General features: G+C 71.1%; 17 protein-coding genes and 3 pseudogenes. 5 read left to right on the top strand and 15 right to left on the bottom strand.

Annotated elements, in window-relative coordinates; all coding sequences use genetic code 11:
• The first annotated feature begins 73 nt into the window (after positions 1 to 73).
• Positions 74 to 1,312 (top strand): alpha/beta hydrolase family protein, encoded by a 1,239-nt coding sequence (locus AC07AB_RS19070; protein ID WP_478567984.1) that lies wholly within the window; start codon positions 74 to 76, stop codon positions 1,310 to 1,312.
• 88 nt (positions 1,313 to 1,400) lie between these two features.
• Here AC07AB_RS19070 and gatB read toward each other — a convergent pair whose 3' ends face one another.
• The 7 genes from gatB to AC07AB_RS19035 all read right to left on the bottom strand — a co-directional run bounded on the left by gatB (position 1,401) and on the right by AC07AB_RS19035 (position 10,775).
• Positions 1,401 to 2,909: an Asp-tRNA(Asn)/Glu-tRNA(Gln) amidotransferase subunit GatB gene (gatB, locus tag AC07AB_RS19065; protein WP_478567981.1), complete on the bottom strand. Its 1,509-nt coding sequence runs from the start codon at positions 2,907 to 2,909 to the stop codon at positions 1,401 to 1,403.
• A 14-nt stretch (positions 2,910 to 2,923) separates the two neighbouring features.
• Entirely contained in the window at positions 2,924 to 3,166 is a 243-nt protein-coding gene (locus AC07AB_RS19060; protein WP_363132168.1) for a hypothetical protein, read from the bottom strand.
• Entirely contained in the window at positions 3,163 to 4,656 is a 1,494-nt protein-coding gene (gene gatA / locus AC07AB_RS19055) for an Asp-tRNA(Asn)/Glu-tRNA(Gln) amidotransferase subunit GatA (RefSeq protein WP_478567978.1), read from the bottom strand. The genes AC07AB_RS19060 and gatA overlap by 4 nt, the downstream gene beginning before the upstream one ends.
• A 1-nt stretch (position 4,657) precedes the next feature.
• Entirely contained in the window at positions 4,658 to 4,954 is a 297-nt protein-coding gene (gene gatC, locus AC07AB_RS19050; protein WP_478567975.1) for an Asp-tRNA(Asn)/Glu-tRNA(Gln) amidotransferase subunit GatC, read from the bottom strand.
• Positions 4,955 to 5,217: 263 nt separating this feature from the next.
• On the bottom strand, positions 5,218 to 7,371 hold the full coding sequence (locus tag AC07AB_RS19045; protein WP_478567972.1) for a putative bifunctional diguanylate cyclase/phosphodiesterase: 2,154 nt from the start codon (positions 7,369 to 7,371) through the stop codon (positions 5,218 to 5,220).
• A 185-nt stretch (positions 7,372 to 7,556) separates the two neighbouring features.
• Positions 7,557 to 9,746 (bottom strand): NAD-dependent DNA ligase LigA, encoded by a 2,190-nt coding sequence (ligA, locus tag AC07AB_RS19040; RefSeq protein ID WP_478567969.1) that lies wholly within the window; start codon positions 9,744 to 9,746, stop codon positions 7,557 to 7,559.
• Between the two features lie 33 nt (positions 9,747 to 9,779).
• Positions 9,780 to 10,775 carry a methionine synthase gene (locus tag AC07AB_RS19035; RefSeq protein WP_478568565.1) on the bottom strand — a complete coding sequence of 332 codons (996 nt, stop codon included), beginning with the start codon at positions 10,773 to 10,775 and terminating at the stop codon, positions 9,780 to 9,782.
• 102 nt (positions 10,776 to 10,877) lie between these two features.
• On the opposite strand from AC07AB_RS19035, the gene AC07AB_RS19030 reads away from it, so the two are divergent.
• Positions 10,878 to 11,327 (top strand): DUF3592 domain-containing protein, encoded by a 450-nt coding sequence (locus tag AC07AB_RS19030; RefSeq protein WP_478567966.1) that lies wholly within the window; start codon positions 10,878 to 10,880, stop codon positions 11,325 to 11,327.
• Positions 11,328 to 11,366: 39 nt separating this feature from the next.
• Here the strand turns inward: AC07AB_RS19030 and AC07AB_RS19025 are convergent, their stop codons facing one another.
• From AC07AB_RS19025 to AC07AB_RS19005, 5 genes are all read right to left on the bottom strand, one after another.
• Positions 11,367 to 12,056 (bottom strand): SDR family oxidoreductase, encoded by a 690-nt coding sequence (locus AC07AB_RS19025; RefSeq protein ID WP_478567963.1) that lies wholly within the window; start codon positions 12,054 to 12,056, stop codon positions 11,367 to 11,369.
• Between the two features lie 24 nt (positions 12,057 to 12,080).
• Complete coding sequence (locus tag AC07AB_RS19020; protein WP_363132158.1) at positions 12,081 to 12,620, bottom strand: LOG family protein; 540 nt, start codon at positions 12,618 to 12,620, stop codon at positions 12,081 to 12,083.
• A 234-nt stretch (positions 12,621 to 12,854) separates the two neighbouring features.
• Entirely contained in the window at positions 12,855 to 14,183 is a 1,329-nt protein-coding gene (gene gdhA, locus AC07AB_RS19015; protein WP_478568562.1) for an NADP-specific glutamate dehydrogenase, read from the bottom strand.
• 716 nt (positions 14,184 to 14,899) lie between these two features.
• The gene (locus tag AC07AB_RS19010; protein ID WP_478567960.1) at positions 14,900 to 16,033 is read right to left on the bottom strand and encodes an FAD-dependent oxidoreductase; all 1,134 of its coding nucleotides are present in this window, start codon (positions 16,031 to 16,033) and stop codon (positions 14,900 to 14,902) included.
• Positions 16,034 to 16,610: 577 nt separating this feature from the next.
• Positions 16,611 to 17,537: an alpha/beta hydrolase family protein gene (locus AC07AB_RS19005; RefSeq protein ID WP_478567958.1), complete on the bottom strand. Its 927-nt coding sequence runs from the start codon at positions 17,535 to 17,537 to the stop codon at positions 16,611 to 16,613.
• A gap of 150 nt (positions 17,538 to 17,687) precedes the next feature.
• On the opposite strand from AC07AB_RS19005, the gene AC07AB_RS19000 reads away from it, so the two are divergent.
• On the top strand, positions 17,688 to 18,272 hold the full coding sequence (locus AC07AB_RS19000) for a TetR/AcrR family transcriptional regulator (RefSeq protein ID WP_478567955.1): 585 nt from the start codon (positions 17,688 to 17,690) through the stop codon (positions 18,270 to 18,272).
• Positions 18,273 to 18,984: 712 nt separating this feature from the next.
• On the opposite strand, the gene AC07AB_RS18995 is transcribed toward AC07AB_RS19000, so the two are convergent.
• A complete protein-coding gene (locus AC07AB_RS18995) occupies positions 18,985 to 19,227 on the bottom strand; it encodes a winged helix-turn-helix domain-containing protein (RefSeq protein ID WP_478567952.1) in 243 nt (80 codons plus the stop codon).
• Between the two features lie 23 nt (positions 19,228 to 19,250).
• On the opposite strand from AC07AB_RS18995, the pseudogene AC07AB_RS18990 reads away from it, so the two are divergent.
• A pseudogene (locus tag AC07AB_RS18990) lies at positions 19,251 to 19,574 on the top strand (NmrA family NAD(P)-binding protein); the annotation flags it as partial.
• 349 nt (positions 19,575 to 19,923) lie between these two features.
• Positions 19,924 to 20,331 (top strand): annotated as a pseudogene (locus AC07AB_RS18985) (alpha/beta fold hydrolase); the annotation flags it as partial.
• Here AC07AB_RS18985 and AC07AB_RS18980 read toward each other — a convergent pair.
• On the bottom strand, positions 20,328 to 20,471 hold the full coding sequence (locus tag AC07AB_RS18980; RefSeq protein ID WP_478567949.1) for a hypothetical protein: 144 nt from the start codon (positions 20,469 to 20,471) through the stop codon (positions 20,328 to 20,330). The pseudogene AC07AB_RS18985 and the gene AC07AB_RS18980 sit on opposite strands and share 4 nt — an antisense overlap.
• A gap of 73 nt (positions 20,472 to 20,544) precedes the next feature.
• Positions 20,545 to 20,715: pseudogene (locus AC07AB_RS18975) on the bottom strand (winged helix-turn-helix transcriptional regulator); the annotation flags it as partial.
• Positions 20,716 to 20,799 lie beyond the last annotated feature (84 nt).

The following is a 20,799-nucleotide window of genomic DNA, read 5'->3' as shown; positions in this document are numbered from 1 at the left end:
AGGGCGGCGGACCGGGACAAGGAGCACAGGGGAAGGCGGACGAGTCATGATCAGCGGCGCGGGAGGACTGGGTATGGACCGGCGGACCGTGGTGCGGTCGGCGGCGCTGGCGACGGCCGGAGCGCTGCTCGCGAGCGGCGGCGCGGGCGTCGCACGAGCCCGTCCGGGAACAGCGGCCGCGGACGGCGTCACCCTGCGACTGCCGAAGCCGACCGGCCCGTACCGTACGGGCGTCACCACCCTCTATCTGGTCGACCGGCGCAGGCCCGACCCCTGGGACCCCGAGATCCGTGTACGGGAGGTGATGGTCACGGTCTACTACCCGGCCCGTGCCGTCCGCGGCTTCCAGGTCGCGCGCCAGATGACGGAGGAGGCCGCGGCCGTCTTCGCGGAGATCGCTCCCTTGACGCACCCGCAACTCCCGAAGACCGGGGTGGACTGGGCCGCCACCAGCACCCATTCCCATACGGACGCGCCCGCGCGGCCCGTACCGTCCCCGGTGCTGCTCTACAGCCCAGGCGGCGGCGACCCACGCACCTTGGGCACGGGCGTGGCCGAGGAACTGGCGAGCCGCGGCTATGTGGTGGTGACCATCGACCATCCCGGCGACGCAGCCGTGGTGTCCTTCCCCACCGAACTTCGCGGCAGGACCGGTACGGTCCGCCCGACCGTGTTCCGGGGCGATCCCCGGGAGCAGCCGAAGGTGTTCCGCACGGCGATCGACACCCGCGTGGCGGACATCGGCTTCGTACTGGACCGACTGGAGACCCTCGCATCCGGTCACAACCCGGACCCGACGGGCCGCCCCATACCGAAAGATCTAGACCGGGCACTGGACCTGCGGAGGGTGGGCGCCTACGGCCACTCGGCGGGCGGCACGGCCGTGGCGGAGGCGATGTACGAGGACTGCCGCATCGACGCGGCGATCAACCTGGAGGGCTATCTGGACTACGCCCCACAGGCCCCCGGCCGCCCGGGGCCGCTCCTCCCGGTCGCCCGGCACGGCGTGCGCCGCCCGCTGCTCCTGCTGGGCACAGCGGGCTTCCCGCACCGAAGAGAACTGTCCCGCTCCTGGTCCGCCCTGCTCACCCACCCCCGCGGCCACACCCACCACGCCCGCCTCGGCGACGCCGCGCACTGGGTGTTCACCGACTACGCCGCCATGGCCCCGCAGATGCAGACCGCGGGCCTGATGACCCCGGCCGACAGAACCTCCCTGATCGGCACGGCCGCCCCGACCCGCTCGATCCCCCTGGTCCGCGGCCACGTGCTCACGTTCTTCGCCCGGCACCTGCCGACGCGTCCGCGCTGACCCGCCGGAGGGGCGGCGATATACGAGCCGGCCGCCCCCTTCCGTCTCGGAAGGGGGCGGCCGGCTCGTATGCGTACAGCAGCGGGTGTCAGCCCTCGACCCCCAGCCGCTCCAGGATCAGTTCGCGGACGCGAGCGGCGTCCGCCTGGCCCCGGGTGGCCTTCATGACCGCGCCGACCAGGGCGCCCGCGGCGGCGACCTTGCCGCCGCGGATCTTGTCGGCGATGGCGGCGTTGGCGGCGATGGCCTCGTCCACGGCCGTGCCCAGCGCGCCCTCGTCGGAGACGACCGCGAGGCCGCGCTTGCCGACGACCTCGTCCGGCGAGCCTTCGCCGGCGAGCACGCCCTCGATGACCTGGCGGGCCAGCTTGTCGTTGAGGGAGCCCTCGGCGACCAGCGCGCAGACGCGCGCGACCTGGGCCGGGGTGATCGGCAGGGCGGCGAGGTCGACGCCGTCCTCGTTGGAGCGGCGGGCCAGCTCGCCCATCCACCACTTGCGGGCCTGGTCGGCCGGTGCGCCCGCGTCGATCGTCTGCACGATCAGGTCCACCGCGCCCGCGTTGAGGATCGACTGCATGTCGTGCTCGGAGACGCCCCACTCCTCGCGCAGCCGGTTGCGGCGCAGGCGCGGCAGCTCGGGCAGTGCGGCCCGCAGCTTCTCCACCCATTCGCGGGCGGGAGCCACCGGCACCAGGTCGGGCTCCGGGAAGTACCGGTAGTCCTCGGCGTTGTCCTTGATGCGGCCGGAGGTGGTGGAGCCGTCCTCCTCGTGGAAGTGCCGGGTCTCCTGGACGATCGTGCCGCCGGAGGAGAGCACCGCCGCGTGCCGCTGGATCTCGAAGCGGGCGGCGCGCTCCACGGAGCGCAGCGAGTTGACGTTCTTCGTCTCGCTGCGCGTGCCGAACTTCTCCACGCCCTGGGGGCGCAGCGACAGGTTCACGTCACAGCGCATCTGGCCCTGCTCCATGCGTGCCTCGGAGACGCCGAGCGCCTTGATGAGCTCGCGCAGCTCGGCCACGTACGCCTTGGCGACCTCGGGGGCCCGTTCGCCGGCGCCCTCGATCGGCTTGGTGACGATCTCGATGAGCGGGATGCCGGCCCGGTTGTAGTCCAGCAGCGAGTGGGAGGCGCCCTGGATACGGCCGGTGGCGCCGCCCACGTGGGTGGACTTGCCGGTGTCCTCCTCCATGTGGGCGCGCTCGATCTGCACGCGGAAGATCTCGCCGTCCTCCAGCTGGACGTCCAGATAGCCGTTGAAGGCGATCGGCTCGTCGTACTGGGAGGTCTGGAAGTTCTTCGGCATGTCCGGATAGAAGTAGTTCTTCCGGGCGAAGCGGCACCACTCGGCGATCTCGCAGTTGAGGGCGAGGCCGATCTTGATGGCCGACTCGACGCCGATCTCGTTGACGACCGGCAGCGCGCCGGGCAGACCGAGGCAGGTCGGGCAGGTCTGGCTGTTGGCGTCCTGCCCCAGCTCGGTGGAGCAGCCGCAGAACATCTTGGTCTTGGTGCCGAGCTCGACGTGCACCTCAAGGCCCATTACGGGGTCGTAGGTGGCCAGCGCGTCGTCGTACGACACCAGGTCGGTGACAGTCACGGAAAACTAACCTCTCAGCCCTGCAGGACGTCGTCGTCGCCCATGCGGCGCAGCTCGCGTACGAGCAGGGCGACGCCGGTGGCGATGGCGGCGGCCGAGACGACCGCGTCGATCAGCTGGAGCGTGTCCTGCTCGAAGCGGGCCTTCTTGGCCTGCTTCGCGACGCTGATCGCACCGAAGAGCGTGGTGCCGATGGACAGGTACGTGCCGGGCTTGGACTTCTTGAAGCCCTTGGCCTTCTCAAGCTTTCCACTCATAGCGACGGTGCCTCCTCAAGCAGCGGGTGTCCCCAACGTGCCTCGAAGGCGGCCTCCACGGCCGCTCCGACACGGTAGAGCCGGTCATCGGCCATGGCGGGGGCGATGATCTGGAGCCCAACGGGCAGCCCGTCCTCGGGCGCCAGTCCGCAGGGCAGCGACATGGCCGCGTTGCCCGCCATGTTGGTCGGGATGGTGCACAGGTCGGCGAGGTACATCGCCATGGGGTCGTCCGAACGCTCCCCGATGGGGAAGGCGGTGGTCGGCGTCGTCGGCGAGATCAGCACGTCCACGGATGCGAAGGCCCGCTCGAAGTCGCGCGTGATGAGCGTGCGGACCTTCTGCGCGGAACCGTAGTACGCGTCGTAGTAGCCGGAGCTGAGCGCGTACGTGCCGAGGATGATGCGGCGCTTGACCTCGTCGCCGAAGCCGGCCTCGCGGGTCAGCGCGGTGACGTCCTCCGCCGACTTCGTGCCGTCGTCGCCGACCCGCAGGCCATAGCGCATGGCGTCGAAGCGGGCCAGGTTGGAGGAGCACTCGGACGGCGCGATCAGGTAGTACGCGGCCAGGGCCTTGTCGAAGGACGGGCAGGAGATCTCCACGACCTCCGCGCCGAGCTCGCGCAGCAGCTCCACGGACTCGTTGAACCGCTGCATGACGCCGGCCTGGTAGCCCTCGCCCGCGAACTCCTTGACGACGCCGACGCGCATGCCCTTGACGTCGCCGTTGCGCGCCGCCTCGACGACGGACGGGACCGGTGCGTCGATGGACGTCGAGTCGAGCGGGTCGTGCCCGGCGATGGCCTCGTGCAGGAGGGCCGCGTCCAGGACCGTACGGGCGCAGGGCCCGCCCTGGTCGAGGGAGGACGAGAAGGCGACCATGCCGTAACGGGAGACGCCGCCGTAGGTGGGCTTGACGCCGACGGTGCCGGTGACGGCGGCCGGCTGGCGGATCGAGCCGCCGGTGTCGGTGCCGATGGCGAGCGGGGCCTCGTACGAGGCGATGGCCGCGGACGAGCCGCCGCCGGAGCCGCCGGGGATGCGGGTGAGGTCCCAGGGGTTGCCGGTCGGGCCGTACGCGCTGTTCTCGGTGGAGGACCCCATGGCGAACTCGTCCATGTTGGTCTTGCCGAGGATGACGATGTCGGCTTCCTTGAGGCGCCGGGTCACCGTCGCGTCGTACGGCGGGATCCACCCTTCGAGGATCTTGGAACCGACGGTGGTCGGGATCCCCTTCGTGGTGAAGATGTCCTTGAGCGCGAGCGGCACGCCGGCCAGCGGGCCGAGCTTCTCGCCGTTCTCGCGCTTCTCGTCCACGCGGCGGGCCTGCGCGAGCGCGCCGTCCCGGTCCACGTGCAGGAAGGCGTGCACCTTCTCGTCCACGGCCTCGATGCGGGCCAGGTGGGCCTCGGTGACGGCGACGGCGGTCACCTCGCCCGAGGCGATCTTCTCTGCGGTCTCGGCGGCGGTGAGCCTGGTGAGATCGGTCATGTCAGTCCTCCCCCAGGATCTGCGGCACCTTGAAACGCTGCTGCTCCTGGGCCGGGGCGCCGGAGAGCGCCTCCTGCGGGGTCAGCGACGGACGGACCTCGTCCGGTCGCATGACGTTGGTCAGCGGCAGCGGGTGGGACGTCGGCGGTACGTCCTCGTCGGCCACATCGGAGACGCGGGCGACCGCGCCGATGATGTCGTCGAGCTGTCCGGCGAAGTGCGCAAGCTCTTCGTCCTTCAGCTCCAGACGCGCCAGCCGGGCGAGGTGGGCGACCTCCTCGCGCGTGATGCCAGGCATGCAGCGATCCTCAGGGTGGGTGTGTAGGTGTCGGGCCCAATCCTATGGCTCCGAATGCGGTGCCCGCGAAACCCTTTCCGCTGCCCCGGTCCGAGGCCGCCGGCGCGGACCGTGCCAGGCGCCTCACCGGCCCGTTTACGGGCCCGGGTGCAGGTCCCGTTTACGGGCCCGGGTGCGGGTACGGGCCTCCAGCTCGCGCGAGGTCTCGGCTCACGCGCGTACGGCCCCCGCCGGCCCCCGCTCGCCCTTCTCCGCCCCGAGGCTCAGAGCGCCGGGCGGCGCGACACCGTTCCCGCCTCCTCGGCCGGGGCCGGGTCGGTGGGCAGCTCGGGCTCCTCCGGTGGCGCGGGGGCCGCGGCGGGCCGCGGCTCGCCCTCGCGGTGCCAGCCGCTCTTGCTGCGCAGCCGCAGCCAGGCCGTGGTCTCGTCCGGCGGCATCGCGGCGGCGACCAGCCAGCCTTGCACCGCGTCGCAGCCCAGGTCGCGCAGCCGCTCCCAGGTCTCGTCGTCCTCGACGCCCTCGGCCACCACGATGAGGCCGAGCGAGTGGGCGAGGTCCAGGGTGCAGCGGACGATCTCGGCGTCCTCGGTGTCGACGACGAGCCGGGCCACGAAGGACCGGTCGATCTTCAGCTCGCTCACCGGGAGCCGGCGCAGATGCACGAGCGAGGAGTATCCGGTGCCGAAGTCGTCGAGGGACATCTTCACGCCGTGCCCCGTGAGCCCCGCGAGGGTGTCGGCGGCCCGCTGCGGGTCCTCCAGCAGGACGTGTTCCGTTATCTCCAGTTGCAGCGACCCCGGCGGCACCCCGTGGCGGGCCAGGCGGGCCGCGACGGCGCCGGCGAAGCCGGGCGAGTGGACGTCACGGGGGGAGACGTTGACGGCGACCGGCACCTCCAGCCCCATGGCCCGCCACTTGGCGACCTGTCCGAGCGCGGTCTCCAGGACGTACTCGGTGAGCCGGGGCATCAGGCCGGACGACTCGGCGATGGCGATGAACTCGTCGGGGGGCACCCGGCCGCGGTCGGGGTGCACCCAGCGCACGAGCGCTTCGAGCCCGGCGACATGGCCGTCGAAGCCCACCTTCGGCTGGTAGTGCAGTTCGACGTCGCCCGCGTCCAGGGCGCGCCGCAGGTCGCCCAACAGGCCCAGCCGGTCGGGGGTGTTGCCGTCCCGGCGGGCCTCGTAGACCTCGACGCCGCTGCGGTCCCGCTTGGCCTGGTACATCGCGACGTCGGCGCGGCGCAGCAGCCCTTCCGCGTCGAGCGCGTGGTCGGGGTAGACGGCGACGCCCGCGCTCGCTTCGAGGACCAGGGTGAGCCCGTCGAGGTCGAGCGGCGAGCTGAGACCCGCGACGAGCGAACGGGCCACGCGCTGCGCGCTGGTGAGCGAGTCGACGGTGGGCAGCAGCACCGCGAACTCGTCGCCGCCGAGCCGGGCGGCCTCCGCGCCGCGCGGCAGGGCGAGCCGGAGCCGGTCGGCTATCTGGAGCAGCAGCCGGTCCCCGGCGAGGTGTCCGAGGGTGTCGTTGACGGAGCGGAAGCGGTCGAGGTCGATGAGGACGAGGGCGGTACGCGAGCCGTCGCGCTGGGCTTCGTCCAGCGCGGACCAGGTGCGCTGGAGCAGCCGCTGGCGGTTGGGCAGCCCGGTGAGCGGGTCGCGCAGCTGCTCCTCGGCGCGGGCCCGGGCGATCCACAGGGTGGAGTCGAGGGCGATGAGGGGGACCGCGAAGAGCGGCAGCACGATCGGCTCGCTGACGGCGACGACGGCTATGAGCGGGGCGAGGCCGAGCAGCGCGACGCCGATGAGGGCCTGCCGGACGAGGGCGGCGCGGGCGACGGTGGGCAGTCCGGTGCGGCTCGGGGCCATGGAGTACCAGAGCAGCAGGCGGGTGACGACAAGATAGGCGAAGGCGGCGAGGGCGATCTTCGGCGCGGTCCCGACGTCCCACTCCTCGGGCCGCCAGGGGGATTCGACGCTGGGCACGGTGGAGAACGCGGCGAGCGTGAGCGCCGCGGCACCGATGCCCAGGATGTCGACGGCGCTGTGCAGCGCCGTCTGGCGCCAGCGGTGTCTGCGGGCGGCGGCGACCAGCGCCACCACGGCGAGGCTGATGAGGACGGCGGGCAGCCAGCCGTAGAGCAGCAGGACCGCGAGGGTGAGGGCGGCCCCGGAGCCGGTGCCGCCCCACCAGCGGTCGCGGCCTAACGCGACCAGATGGCCGACGATGATCCCGGTGAGGGCGGCCAGCCCCCAGCCGACGGTGGCGCCGGGGAAGAGCGCCCGCCCGGCGTCGAGTGTCCGGTAGGCCGCGATGACGAGTGCGGTGACGGCCAGGGCGACCGCTGTCGTCGGCAGCGCCGGCAGGGCCAGCCGGCGCAACCGTGACGCCGGTTCGGCGCTGTCGGTGGGTTTCATGCCCGTCCCTCTCACAGCCTTCGGTGCCCGCGCCACGGCAGGCGCACATCTCAACAGTAGGCCGCAGAGGGTTGCGGCGGGCCGCGATCGGCAACGGTTTCCCGATTACGGCCTGGCCATCCGCGGCCCTCTGGTATCCCCTCTAGGTGTGATGCCCGCTGACTATGCCGGGACTCCTGATCGGGCTACTCGGGTGGGGTCACGGCCGCTTCACGTGCGGCGTCCGGCCCCTGTTCGAGGAGTACGGCGAAGCCGTCCTCCTCCAGTACCGGCACCTTCACTTGCATCGCCTTGTCATATTTTGACCCGGGGTTATCGCCGACGACCACAAAATCGGTCTTCTTCGAGACCGAACCGGTCACCTTCGCCCCCCGGCTCTGAAGCGCCTCCTTAGCGCCATCCCGCGTGTATGACTGGAGCGTTCCGGTGACGACGACGGTCAGGCCCTCCAGCGGCCGCGGACCCTCATCCTCCCCCGCCTCCTCCTCCATGCGTACCCCCGCGGCGCGCCACTTCTCCACGATCGCGCCGTGCCAGTCCTCCGCGAACCACTGCTTCACGGACGCCGCGATGGTGGGGCCGACGCCCTCGGTGGCCGCCAGCTCCTCCTCGCCGGCCTCCGCGATCCGGTCCAGCGACCGGAATTCGCGGGCCAGCGCCTCCGCGGCGACCGGCCCCACGTGCCGGATCGACAGCCCGGTGAGGATCCGGGCCAGCGGCCGCTCCTTCGCGGCCTGGATGTTCTCCAGCATCGACAGGGTGTTCTTCTTCGGCTCGCCCTTCTGGTTGGCGAAGAAGGTGACGATCTTCTCCTCGCCCGTCTCGGGATCGCGCTTGGGCAGCCCGCTGTCCGGGTCGAGCACATACGACTTGATGGGCAGCAGCTCCTCGACGGTGAGGTCGAAGAGGTCGCCCTCGTCCTTGAGCGGAGGCTCCGAGGGCTCCAGCGGCTGGGTCAGGGCGGTGGCCGCCACATAGCCGAAGTTCTCGATGTCCAGGCTCTTGCGGCCCGCCAGATAGAAGATCCGCTCCCGCAACTGGGCAGGGCAGGAACGGGCGTTGGGGCAGCGGAGGTCGATGTCGCCCTCCTTGGCGGGGCGCAGCTCCGTGCCGCAGTCCGGGCACTCGGCGGGCATCGAGAACTCCCGCTCGCTGCCGTCGCGCAGGTCCACGACGGGCCCCAGGATCTCGGGAATCACGTCGCCCGCCTTGCGCAGCACCACCGTGTCGCCGATCAGGACGCCCTTGGCCTTGACCACGTCCTGGTTGTGCAGGGTCGCGAACTCGACCTCGGAGCCCGCGACCGTGATCGGCTCCACCACCGCGTACGGCGTGACGCGGCCGGTGCGTCCGACGCCGACGCGGATGTCGACCAGCTTGGTGTTGACCTCCTCCGGCGCGTACTTCCAGGCGATGGCCCAGCGCGGGGCGCGCGAGGTGGAGCCCAGCCGCCCCTGCAAGGGGATCTCGTCGAGCTTGACGACCACGCCGTCGATCTCGTGCTCCATGGAGTGCCGCGTCTCGGTGTCGCCGAAGCGCGCGATGAAACTCCGCACGCCCTCCAGCGAGTCGACCACCTCGTTGTGCTTGGCGGTCGGCAGCCCCCACTGGCGCAGCAGGTCGTACGCGTGCGACTGGCAGTCGATGTCGAAGCCCTCGCGCGCGCCGATGCCGTGCACCACCATGTGCAGCGGGCGGGACGCGGTGATCTTCGGGTCCTTCTGGCGCAGCGAACCGGCCGCCGCGTTGCGCGGGTTGGCGAACGGCGGCTTCCCCGCCTCCACCAGGCGGGCGTTGAGCTCCTCGAACTTCTCCATCGGGAAGAAGACCTCGCCGCGCACCTCGACCAGCTCCGGGACGCGCTCCCCCTCCAGCCGGTGCGGGATCTCGTCGATCGTACGGACGTTGGGCGTGATGTCCTCGCCGGTGCGGCCGTCCCCGCGGGTGGCGGCGCGGGTCAGCCGGCCGTGCTCGTAGGTGAGGTTGACGGCGAGGCCGTCGACCTTCAGCTCGCACAGGAAGTGGTACGGGGTCCCCTCCCCCACGTCCTTCGCGACGCGCTCGGCCCAGGCCGCCAGCTCCTCGTCGTCGAAGGCGTTGTCCAGGGAGAGCATGCGCTCGCGGTGCTCGACGGTGGCGAAGTCGGTCTCATAGGCGCCCGCGACCTTCTGCGTCGGCGAGTCCGGGGTCCGCAGCTGCGGATGCTCCTCCTCCAGCGCCTCCAGGGAGCGCAGCAGCTTGTCGAACTCGGCGTCGCTGACGACCGGGGCGTCCCGGACGTAGTACCGGAAGCGGTGATCCTCGATCCGCTCAGCGAGCCGCGCGTGCTCCTCCCGCGCCTCCGCGGGTACCGCTGCGTCCTGTTCGCCTGCCACCGTCTCGTCCTCCCGTTTGCTCCAAGAGCGCCGTCACTCAGGGTTGTCCGCGAGCGATCTCGCCGCCTTGACGCAGTGCGCGAGGGCCGTACGGGCATATGCGGGCGAAGCGCCCGCGAGCCCGCACGACGGGGTGACCACGACGGACTCCGCGAGAGTCCCCGGTGCCAGCCCCAGCCTGCGCCACAGCGTCCTGACACCCATGACGCTACCGGCAGGGTCCGACAATGGGCCGTCGGTGCCCGGCACCACGCCCGCGAAGAGCGCCGTGCCGGCCTCCACCGCCTCCCCGATCGTCTCCTCATCACGCTCGGTGAGCAGCGAGAAATCGAACGAGACACCCGCGACCCCGGCCCTCCGCAGCAGGGCGAACGGCACCTCCGGCGCGCACGAGTGGACGACGACCGGCCCGCCCCCGGCGACGGCCACCATGTCCCGCAGCGCGCCTTCCACCACACTCCGGTCGACGGCCCGGTGGGTGCGGTAGCCGCTGGCCGAACGGACCCGGCCGGTCAGCACCGCGGTGAGCGACGGCTCGTCCAGCTGGAGCACGACACGGGCCCCGGGCACCCTGCGCCCCACCTCCGCGAGGTGGGCGCGCAGCCCCTCGGCGAGCGAGGCGGTCAGGTCCCGGCAGGCCCCCGGATCGCGCAGCGCCACCTCGCCGCCGCGCGTCTCCAGGGCGGCGGCCAGGGTCCACGGGCCGACGGCCGACACCTTCAGCGGCCCCTCGTACCCCTGGGTGAACTCCTCCAGCGCGTCGAGGTCTTCGCCCAGCCACGACACCGCCCGCTTGGTGTCCCGCCCCGGCCGGTCGCTGATCCGCCACCCGCTGGGCTCGACGTGCGCGTACACCTCCACGAGCAGCCCGGCGGTCCGTCCGATCATGTCCGCGCCGGGCCCCCGCGCGGGCAGCTCCGGCAGATGGGGAAACGCCTCCAGCGCCCCGGTGACGGTCTTCGCGGCCTCTCGCGCGTCGCCGCCGGGCATCGACCCGACGCCGGTCGCCACGCCCGCGGTCCAGCTCATCTCGCTCTTCTCAGTCACCCCGGAAGGGTACGAGAGTACGAGCACGCGGGAACCGCGACGGCCCGGGCGGAGTCTCCGTCCCAGAAACCGGAGGTGTGTGCCATGTCTTCTCTGTCCAGCGCACTAGTGCTCGCCATCCCCGCGCTGATGGCCTGCCTCGCGCTCTACGGCATCGGCAGGGTAGCCGAACGGCGTCGGCGTCTCACCACGCTGTGGCGTACGGGCCTGACCGCCCAGGGGCGCTGTCTGCGCGCGTACGCCACCACCCGGGGCGGCGGCGACGGTGCGCCGGCCGTCCTGCACCACGTGTACGAGTACCGGACGCGCGAGGGCCGTCCGGTGCGGTTCGAGGAGACGGGCAGCCCGGCCACCGTGATGGCGGGCGACACGCTCACCGTCCGCTATTTACCGGACCAGCCGGAGCAGGCGACCGCCCTCCAGCCGGACAACTCCGGGATGCTGCGCGCGGCAGCGGCGTCGATGGCGGTCCTCACGGCGCTCCTCGCGGTCATCGTGTGCTGCCTGGCGGTGTACGTGGCGGTGTTCATGTGACGCGTACGCGCCGCCCGAACCCCCTGCCCGTACCCCGCGTCACCGGCCCGGCCGCACCGTGATGTCGTTGATCTCCGCGTCCCGCGGAAGGTCGATCGAGAGCAGGATCGTCTTCGCGATCGACTCCGGGTCGATCCACCGCTCGGCGTCGTACTCCTTGCCCTCCTGCTGGTGCACCTTCTCCTGCATCGCCGTGGCGGTGCGCCCCGGGTAGACGGAGGTGACGCGCACCCCGTTGCCGTGCTCCTCGGCGCGCAGCGCGTCGGCGAGCGCCTTGAGGCCGTGCTTGCTCGCGGCGTAGGCGCCCCACTGGGGACCGGCGCTGAGACCGGCGCCGGAGTTGACGAAGAGGACGTGGCCCTTGGCGATGCGCAGCTGGGGCAGGAACAGCCGGGTCAGCTCGGCCGGGGAGACGAGGTTGGCCGCGAGCTGGCGATTCCACGCCTTCGTGCTCAGCTCGCCGATTCCGCCGAGGTCCACGACGCCCGCGATGTGCAGCAGCGAGTCGACCCGGTCGGGTACCGACTGCTGGCTGAGCGCCCAGGAGAGCCGGTCGGGGTTGCCCAGGTCGGCGACGAGGGTACGGGCGCCGGGGAAGCGCTCCGCGAGCTCCTTGGCCCGCCCGGCGTCGCGCGCGAACAGGAACAGCTCGTCACCGCGCGCCAGCAGCTTCTCGACGACGGCCGACCCGATACCCGAGCCGGCCCCAGTGATCATATGCGTACTCATGGGGCCAAGCTTGCCTTACGGGCCTTACTGGACTCCGGCCGACTCTTCGAGATATGCCATGGTCCCGACACCGTCCTCGGCGAAGAACACGAGCTCCGTCAGCGGGACCGGCAGGAAGCCCTCCTCCTCCATCCGCTGGAACTGCTGCTTCAGCCCGTCGTAGAAGCCCGCGGCGTTCAGCAGCACCACCGGCTTGGTGTGCATCCCGTGCTTCTTCAGCTCCAGGATCTCGGTCGCCTCGTCCAGCGTGCCGGTGCCGCCCACCATGATCACGATCGCGTCCGCGCGCGCCAGCAGCAGCGCCTTGCGCTCCGCGAGGTCCTTGGTGACGATCATCTCGTCCGCGTTGGTACGCGCCTTCGCGGCCAGGAACTCCACCGAGACGCCGACCAGCTTCCCGCCGTTGTCCTGCACCCCGTCCGCCATGACCTTCATCAGGCCGGACTCGGAGCCGCCCCACACCATGGTGTGTCCGCCCTTCCCGATCAGCTCGGCGAATTCACGAGCGGGAGCGGTGTAGCGGTCGTCGAGGTCGGCGGCGGAACAGAAGACGCAGATATTCATGGGTGCCACGTTACGCGCGGCACGTGCCTTGCCGCCCCCGCCATTGCGGGCGACAAGGGCTTGGGCCCCTGGCTGGATCTGTGTGTATCCGCATGGATCTCTACGGTCTCACCGGCTGAGCGCCTTCGCTCGGCCTCTGGGCGCGGCGGCCGGGCGTAGTGCTCCCGGCTCAGGCCCTGGGTTCATCGCGTCAGCCCCGACTCGGCCTGCCGGCCGGGCTGTTCACCGGGCCGTTCAGATGAGCCCCTGCTCCAGCATCGCGTCGGCGACCCGCTCGAACCCGGCGATGTTGGCGCCCGCGACGTAGTCGCCCGGCGCGCCATAGCGCTCGGCGGTCTCGTAACACGTGGCGTGAATGCCGCGCATGATCTCCGCGAGCTCGCCCTCCGCCCGCTCGAAGGTCCAGGACTCGCGCCCGGAGTTCTGCCGCATCTCCAGCGCGCTGGTCGCGACGCCGCCGGCGTTGGCCGCCTTGCCCGGCCCGAACGCGACCCCGGCCTCCCGCAGCACGTCGACGGCCTCCGGCGTGGCCGGCATGTTGGCGCCCTCGGAGACGGCCTTGACGCCTGCGCGTACGAGCGTACGGGCGGCGGTGCCGTCGAGTTCGTTCTGCGTGGCCGAGGGCAGCGCGACGTCGGCGGGCACGTCCCATACGGAGCCGCCCGGCACGTACGTGGCCGAGGCCCCGCGCCGCTCCGCGTACTCGCTGATGCGGCCCCGCTCGACCTCCTTGATCTGCTTCAGCAGAGCGAGGTCGATGCCCTTCTCGTCAACGATGTACCCGCCGGAGTCCGAGCAGGTCAGCACGTTGGCGCCGAGGGCCTGGGCCTTCTCGATCGTGTAGATCGCCACATTGCCGGAGCCGGAGACCACGACCTGCTGCCCATCGAGGTCCTCGCCGCGCTGCTTGAGCATCTCGGCGGTGAAGAGCACGTTCCCGTACCCGGTGGCCTCCGTACGGGCGTGGGAGCCGCCCCACTGGAGCCCCTTGCCGGTGAGGATGCCGGCTTCCCAGCGGTTGGTGATGCGGCGGTACTGGCCGAACATGAAGCCGATCTCCCGGCCGCCGACGCCGATGTCGCCGGCCGGTACGTCCGTGTGTTCGCCCAGGTGGCGATAGAGCTCCGTCATGAACGACTGGCAGAACCGCATCACCTCGGTGTCCGACCGCCCGTGCGGGTCGAAGTCGCTGCCGCCCTTGCCGCCGCCGATGTTGAGCCCGGTGAGCGAGTTCTTGAAGATCTGCTCGAAGCCGAGGAACTTCACGATGCCGAGGTTGACCGAGGGGTGGAAGCGCAGACCGCCCTTGTACGGGCCGAGGGCGCTGTTGAACTCCACGCGGAAGCCCCGGTTGATATGGATCTCACCGGCATCGTCCTGCCACGGCACCCGGAACATGATTTGCCGCTCCGGCTCGCAGATCCGCTCCACCAGCTTGGCGGCGGCGATCTCGGGCCGCGCGGCGAGGACCGGCGCGAGCGTCTCCAGGACCTCCAGCGTGGCCTGGTGGAACTCGGGCTCGCCGGGGTTGCGGCGTATCAGCTCGTGGTGAAAGGACGACATCACATCAGTACTCACATCGGTCCCCTTCCAGGACAGCGAATATGACCATGCCTTCTCTGGTATGGCCATGCGACTTTAAGCGCCGGGCGCACCGGGGAGGCCGCCGGGGCGGCCGCGGGGCATCGACCGCGCCGCGCGGGGAGGGCGCACTCGCCGTACCGCGAGGGGACGCTCGCCCTGCCGCGACGGGCTGAGCGGGGCCCGCGCCGGGCCACCCCGGCGCGGCGCGGTCAGAACGCCCCTTCGTACGTGCCCCGCCCGCCGGGGAGATGTTCCCGCCCCATTCGCCGAGGGGACCCGGCGCCTCCATCAGGAGCCGCCAAGCGGAGTGAGCGCGCACGCGACACGGCGTGCGGCTCCCTCGAACGCCTCCTCCCGGAAAACGACGCCATCTGCTTCCATTGCCCGCGAATGGGAGGTGAGAACCCCCTCTGTCCCACGCCTCCAGAGGCCGCCTTCTGCGAGTCAGGGGTCGCACGGTGCGGGGATGGCCCGGCTCTCGATGCGTTCGGACCGCTACGGCGGTGCGCGGTGCTCGACCGGCGGTCCAAGGAGAGCAGACGCCGCCTTGAACGGCGGCTACGACCGCCCGGAAGGCGAGGCGGTCGAAAGCCTCTGCGGTACGGGCGGGGGGCCGTTCCGCAGACAGGAGTCATGGAGCGGGTGGGGCTCCCGGGCAGGAGGTGGCAGTCACCGTGATGACCTCGGCCAGTGGCTCATGCGGTCTTGTCGTCCCGGTCCTGGGTGAATGAGTTGATCAACTCCTCGGGGGTGGCGCTGTTGACCGCTTCGGCCGCGGTGGCGGCTGCGGCGCTGCGGGGGAACAGCGCTTGCTCGTAAGCGGCGAGTGCGGCCTCGATGTCATCGGGGTACGCGGCGAGGGACGTGCCGAGCTCGGCACCGTCCTGCATGGCGTGGTTGGCGCCTTCGCCGTCGGGGGCCGTGAGATGGGCGGCGTCGCCGAGCAGGGTCACCCCCGGCACCCGGTCCCAGCGGTGCCCGGTCGGCAGGGCGTGGAGGGGGCGCAGGACCGGCGCGGTGTCGCCGTCGGTGATCAGGGCGGTGAGCTCCGGCGCCCAGCCGTCGAACTCGGCCGCGATGCGCGCGGCGGCCGCGTCGGCATCGGTGAAATCGATGTCGGTGAACCAGTCCTGCGGCCGGGACAGCGTTATGTAGGTGTGGAGATTCCCGCCGCTCTCCCGGTGAGCTGCGATCCACTTCCCTTGGTCACCCCGATCGAGCGCACCGAACGACCCGCCGCCGACCGCTTTCGCGCTGACCGGGTGCCGGGTGTCGGCGTCGTGCAGGTAGATCTCGACAAAGGACCGGCCGACGTATTCAGGTGTGGCGTCGGAGAGCAGCGGGCGTACCCGTGACCAGGCCCCGTCCGCGCCGACCAGCAGGCTCGTGGCAACGGTGGAGCCGTCGGCGAAGACCACCTCATGGCGGCCCTCGCCGAGGGCGCGGGCGGCGATGACCTTGTGCCCCCACCGGACGGTGCCGGCCGGGAGCGAGTCGAGCAGAATGCGGCGCAGTTCGGCGCGCTGCACCTCGGGGCGGCCACCCGTACCGTCGTCGGGCTGGTCAAGCAGAACGTTCCCGTCCCGGTCGACGAACCGCATCGCCTGGCGGCCTTCCAGGATGATGCCGTGGAACTCGTCCATCAGGTCAGCCGCTTTGAGGGCGAGCTGCCCGTTGTAGTCGTGGATGTCGAGCATCCCGCCTTGCGCGCGAGCCATCGGGGAAGCCTCCGCCTCGTAGACCGTCGCCGTAATGCCGTGAACGTGCAGGACACGAGCCAGTACGAGTCCGCCGAGCCCGGCGCCGATGATCGTGACGTCAGTGGTCATGGTGATTCCTTGCCTTTCGCGCGCCTGCCGGATGGGTGCCCGGCAGGTCTCCGGAAAGGTTCCGGCCCCTCGCCGACAAGCGGCCGATGTCAGACCGACAGCCACCGACGCGCGACCGACGCCCCGACTCCGCCGCTCGTGGGTGATGCCTCGCCGCCCGGCACCGCCTCCTTCGACGCCCCGACCCTTCCGGTCAGCTCCCGTACACAGCTGGCCTTTTCCGAGGGGGCGGCGTTGAATCCGGTCGGCTCCAGGCGTTTGATCCACACCATCGCCGAGGAGTCGCAACCGACGCCGCATGCGGCCCAGACCGGTTGGCTGAACCCCTCCCTTACCGGCGACGGCGGCAGCAACTGCCCTGAGCTGACCGGCGACACGCAGCGACAGCATCACAACCAGAGACAGCCAGAGGCGCGACAGCCCAGCCACCGTCGCCACGACGAGCCGACCCGCCCTACGCGCGCCACTACGCCACGTGAAGGACAACAGCAGTGCCACCGAAGACGGCGCCTGAACCGACATGGCGTCATCCGCCTACCCCGAAAGGCGGGTGTCGGGCAAGGGCCTCCCCCTCGCGTCACTTGGATTCGATACGGCCCATCGGATCGGCGCTCTCCGCCAGTTCGGCAGCGGCAGCGGACCAGCACGTGTCCTCGGGGTAGAGCGTGCTGCGCAGGAAGGCGGACGTGAGCCGCTGGAGCAGGGCGACCCGTTCGGGGTTCTCGTCCGTCGTCTCGGTGACGGCATACCCGGATATCCCGCCCAGCGAGTGCTCCGCCCCGAACAAGGTGAGCAGGCTCTTGGCCCCGGGGCTGAGAACGTAGGCGTCGGTGAACCAGTCGGGCCCCCGGCTGGTCAGGGCAGATTGGTCCTTGTCACCGGCGACCACCAGGGACGGCGTGGTCAACTCGGCGAAGCCCGGGTTCATGAAGGAGAAGTGCTCGGCGGCGAACGGAGACAGGTCGGCGCCGCCCGTGCCCGCCGCGGCGAGCAGCACGCCGGCCTTGATCCGCGGGTCGGACATGTCCTCGCCCGGGACGCCCTCGGCGTCGAGGACGCGCGCGCCCAACAACATGCCGACCGTCTGGGCGCCCCAGGAGTGGCCGACGCCGGCGATGCGGCTCCGGTCGAGGCGCCCGGCGAGGCCGGGCACGGCAGCTTCGAGGAGGTCGAGCCGGTCGATGACGCGGGTCAGGTCCTGGACCCGGGAGCGCCAGATCTCCGGGTGCCGGGGGTCCTCGGGCGTGATGTTCAGCGTCCGGGAATCGAGGTGGGTCGGCTGGAGGACCGCGAATCCGCAAGCGGTCCAGAAGTCGACCAGCGGGGCGTAGTCGTCCATCGACTCGCCGAAGCCGTGGGAGAAGAGGATGACCGGCAGCTCGCCGCCGGTCACCGGAGCCGATACGCGCACCTGCAAGTCTTCGCCGCGCCCCGGAGCCGCGAGCACCACTGGGCGTACCGAGATGATGGGAACGGGCGCGAGGGCTTCACCAGGGTGGAACAAGGGATTCTCCTCGGAAGAGCTTGAGCGGACGTACGAAACTGGGCACGGGGCATCCGCTCTGCCATCATGGACAGGCGGAACCATGTTCCACTTAGAAATATACGGAACACGGTTCCGATTGGCAAGGCTAGTGATGGGAACTTCAGAGCAGTGACCGACATCGGCAGCGCATCAGGATCACCGGCGCCCCGGAAGCGGGCCGACGCCCGGCGTAACGAGAAGACCCTGCTGGAAGCGGCAGCGGCGGCTTTCGTCGCCTCCGGCGTCGACGCGCCCGTGCGCGACATCGCGACCAAGGCCGGCGTCGGGGTCGGCACGATCTACCGCCACTTCCCCACGCGGTCAGATCTCGTCGTCGCCGTGTACCAGCATCAGGTGGAGGCATGCGCCGAGGCGGGCCCCCACCTACTGGCGAAGAGCGACTCACCGCACACCGCCCTGACGCGATGGGTGGACCTCTTCGTCAACTTCCTGGTCACCAAGCACGGCCTCGCCGAGGCGCTGCGCTCCGACGACCCCACCTTCTCGACTCTGCACACCTACTTCATCGACCGCCTCGTACCGGTCTGCGCCGACCTGCTCGACGCCGCCGCCGACGCGGGCGAGATCCGCCCCGACATCGGGGCCCTGGAACTGATGGCCGGCGTGGGCAACCTGTGCATCGGCGCCAACAACCCCCGATACGACGCCCGCCGCCTGGTCGAACTCCTGCTGGCCGGCCTGCGCCTGCAATAGCCGACTCGGCGTCGACCGCGGCCCTCATCTCGAACCCTCCGGGTCCAAGGCGCCAGCAGCGACAGGGAAGGCGGCGGGGCCCGGGTGGGTTCGCTACCTGCGGGGGCAGTCACGACCAAGGTCAGAAGAAGCTCCGCACTTGCCCGCCGCCACGATGGAGCCGGCGCAGGGGCGCTACCCAAGGGCCTCATCGACTACCGGCAAGTAGGGTGCGGTTACCGCCCGACAAAAGTCGCATACCGGACCCGGGATCGGGCAGCAAGCCAACTCTGTTACCCATTCAACCTGACATGTCGGGCATATCGGGCGCACGGGCCGTCGGAGTAGAGTTTCCACACCCTTAGCCCCCCGCCCTGCGGGCGGAAACCACCCTCCGACGGAAAGCGCAGCCGAGGCGCAGCGCAACGCGCCGCAGCGCCGCATTTCCGCTACTCGCCGCCGTGTGGGCCGTAGGCCCGAGACGAGACCCGCACACGACAGCACCACAACGACCACTTCGCGGCAGCAGCCAGCGGCGTAGCGCAGCGGAGCCTGACCCCAGCCCAGAACCGAGCCGCAGACAGCGAACCGACCCCAGCCCCGCCCCCTCCCCTCCCGCTGCCGGCGCCTTGGACCCGGAGGGTCCGAGACGAGAGCCGCAGCCGGCCGGGCGCAATACCGCCCCATACAACAACAGCCGTTGCGGAGCGCAGCGGAGCTCCCCGCAGCAAGCTCAACCAATCCGCCCCTCAGCCCTGTGGCTGTCGAACAGTGACTGCCACGCCCGGCCGAGGTCGTCCCATACGGCGGTGACGCGGGCGATGCGGCCGGCCACCGGGGTGACGAGTACTCGGCGGCGGTCCCGCCGATCGGGGGTGCGGGCTACGTAGCCCCCTCGCTCCAGCCGGTCCACGAGCCAGGTAGCCGGGCCGGTGGGCAGGCCCGTCATGTCGGTGATCTCGCGCTCACCCGCCACCCCGGCTCACCCACCACCTCGGCTCGCCCGCCGCCGACGAACTGCGCGCGCTGGGTGCCGACGTCCGTTACGCCGACTTCGACGACCGCGTCTCCCTCGACGCCGCCTTGTCCGGCGCGGACGCCCTCTTCGCGGTCACCACCCCGTTCGGCGCCGACACCGCCACCGGCACGACCGCCGAGGCCCGGCAGGGCAAGACCCTCGTCGACGCCGCGACAGCCGCCCGCTCGGGCACATCGTCCTCACCTCCGCCGCCCACACCGACCGGGGCACGTCGGCACCGCACTACGAGAGCAAGTACCTGGTCGAGCGATACCTGCTCACAGCCGGCGTGCCCTGGACCGTGATCGCCCCGGCGGCGTTCATGGACAACTACGCCGGCGGCTGGCCCCTCGACGGGCTGCGTGACGACACGTTCGCCTGGCCCATGCCCGCCGACCGGCCCCGCACCCTCATTCCCGCCGCATTCCCGCCGCGTTCCCGCCACCGACGTCGGCGCATTCGCGGCGCTGGTCCTTCAGCGCCGCGACGAGTGCGCCGGCCACCGCGTCGACATCGCCTCCGACGAGTGCGCCCCGAGCCTGATCGCCGAGATCCTCGCGGCGGCCACCGGTCGCCCGCGGCTTTCCGCAGCGCTGTCACCCCCGTCCACTAACCTCGGGCACTTCAGCGGTCTTGGCCGCGAACCGGGCCGAGCCAAGAGCCGGCGGCAGTCGGGGGATCGCCGCCTACTCGGAAGCGGAGTTCTTGAGGGGCGGGGGCTGGGAGGAGACTCGGGAGCGGTCCGGAGGCCACTGGTGGGCCACCATGCGCTTGGCCGGACGGGTGGCGTTGCACCGCAGCGCCGTACACCTCGTCGCCGGGTCCGTACCGACGATGCGGGAGCGGTTGCTCAAGCTGGAGATCCCCCGGACCTTTCTGCTGCCGGCCTATGACGCGCCGCTGCCCGGCGCCGACGAACTGGCCGCCGCGGGCGTGTTCGTCGTCGCCGTTCCCGACTGCGGGCACAACATCATGCTCGGCAACCCGGGGGAGTTCGTACGGGCCGTCGCCGAAGCCGGACGGTCCGGACTGCTCGGCCGGGTTGGGCAACAGCCCCGCTAGGAGAGGTCCTGGTCCGCGGCGCGGCTGTCGTAGGCCGAGCGGGCCGCCTGGACGCGAGAGACATTGTCCTTGGACCAGTCCGCGATGGCCGTGGTGAGAGCGCCGACCTCGACCCCGAGGTCCGTGAGGGCGTACTCCACGCGCGGGGGGGATGGTCGGGTAGACGGTACGGCTGATCAGTCCGTCGCGCTCCAGATTGCGGAGCGCTTGCGTCAGGGACTTCTGCGTCACGCCCTCGATGTGGCGGCGCAGCTCGGTGAAGCGCAGCGGCCGTCCCCGGCGACGCAGCACGCCGAGCACATACAGCGACCACTTGTTCGCGAGCGCGCTGAGCACGGTGCGCGACGGGCAGTCCTTCGCGTAGGTGGCCTGGTCGGTATCCATCAGGTACCTATATACCCAATAGGTGCCTACTTCACGATCAATACCTTCCATGTGCAGGCTGAATACCGGTCTACAGAGGCCCGC

The organism is Streptomyces sp. NPDC044033 (assembly GCF_056434425.1).
Note: the sequence above shows the minus strand (reverse complement) of the source record. Positions and strands in the feature narration are given on the sequence as shown.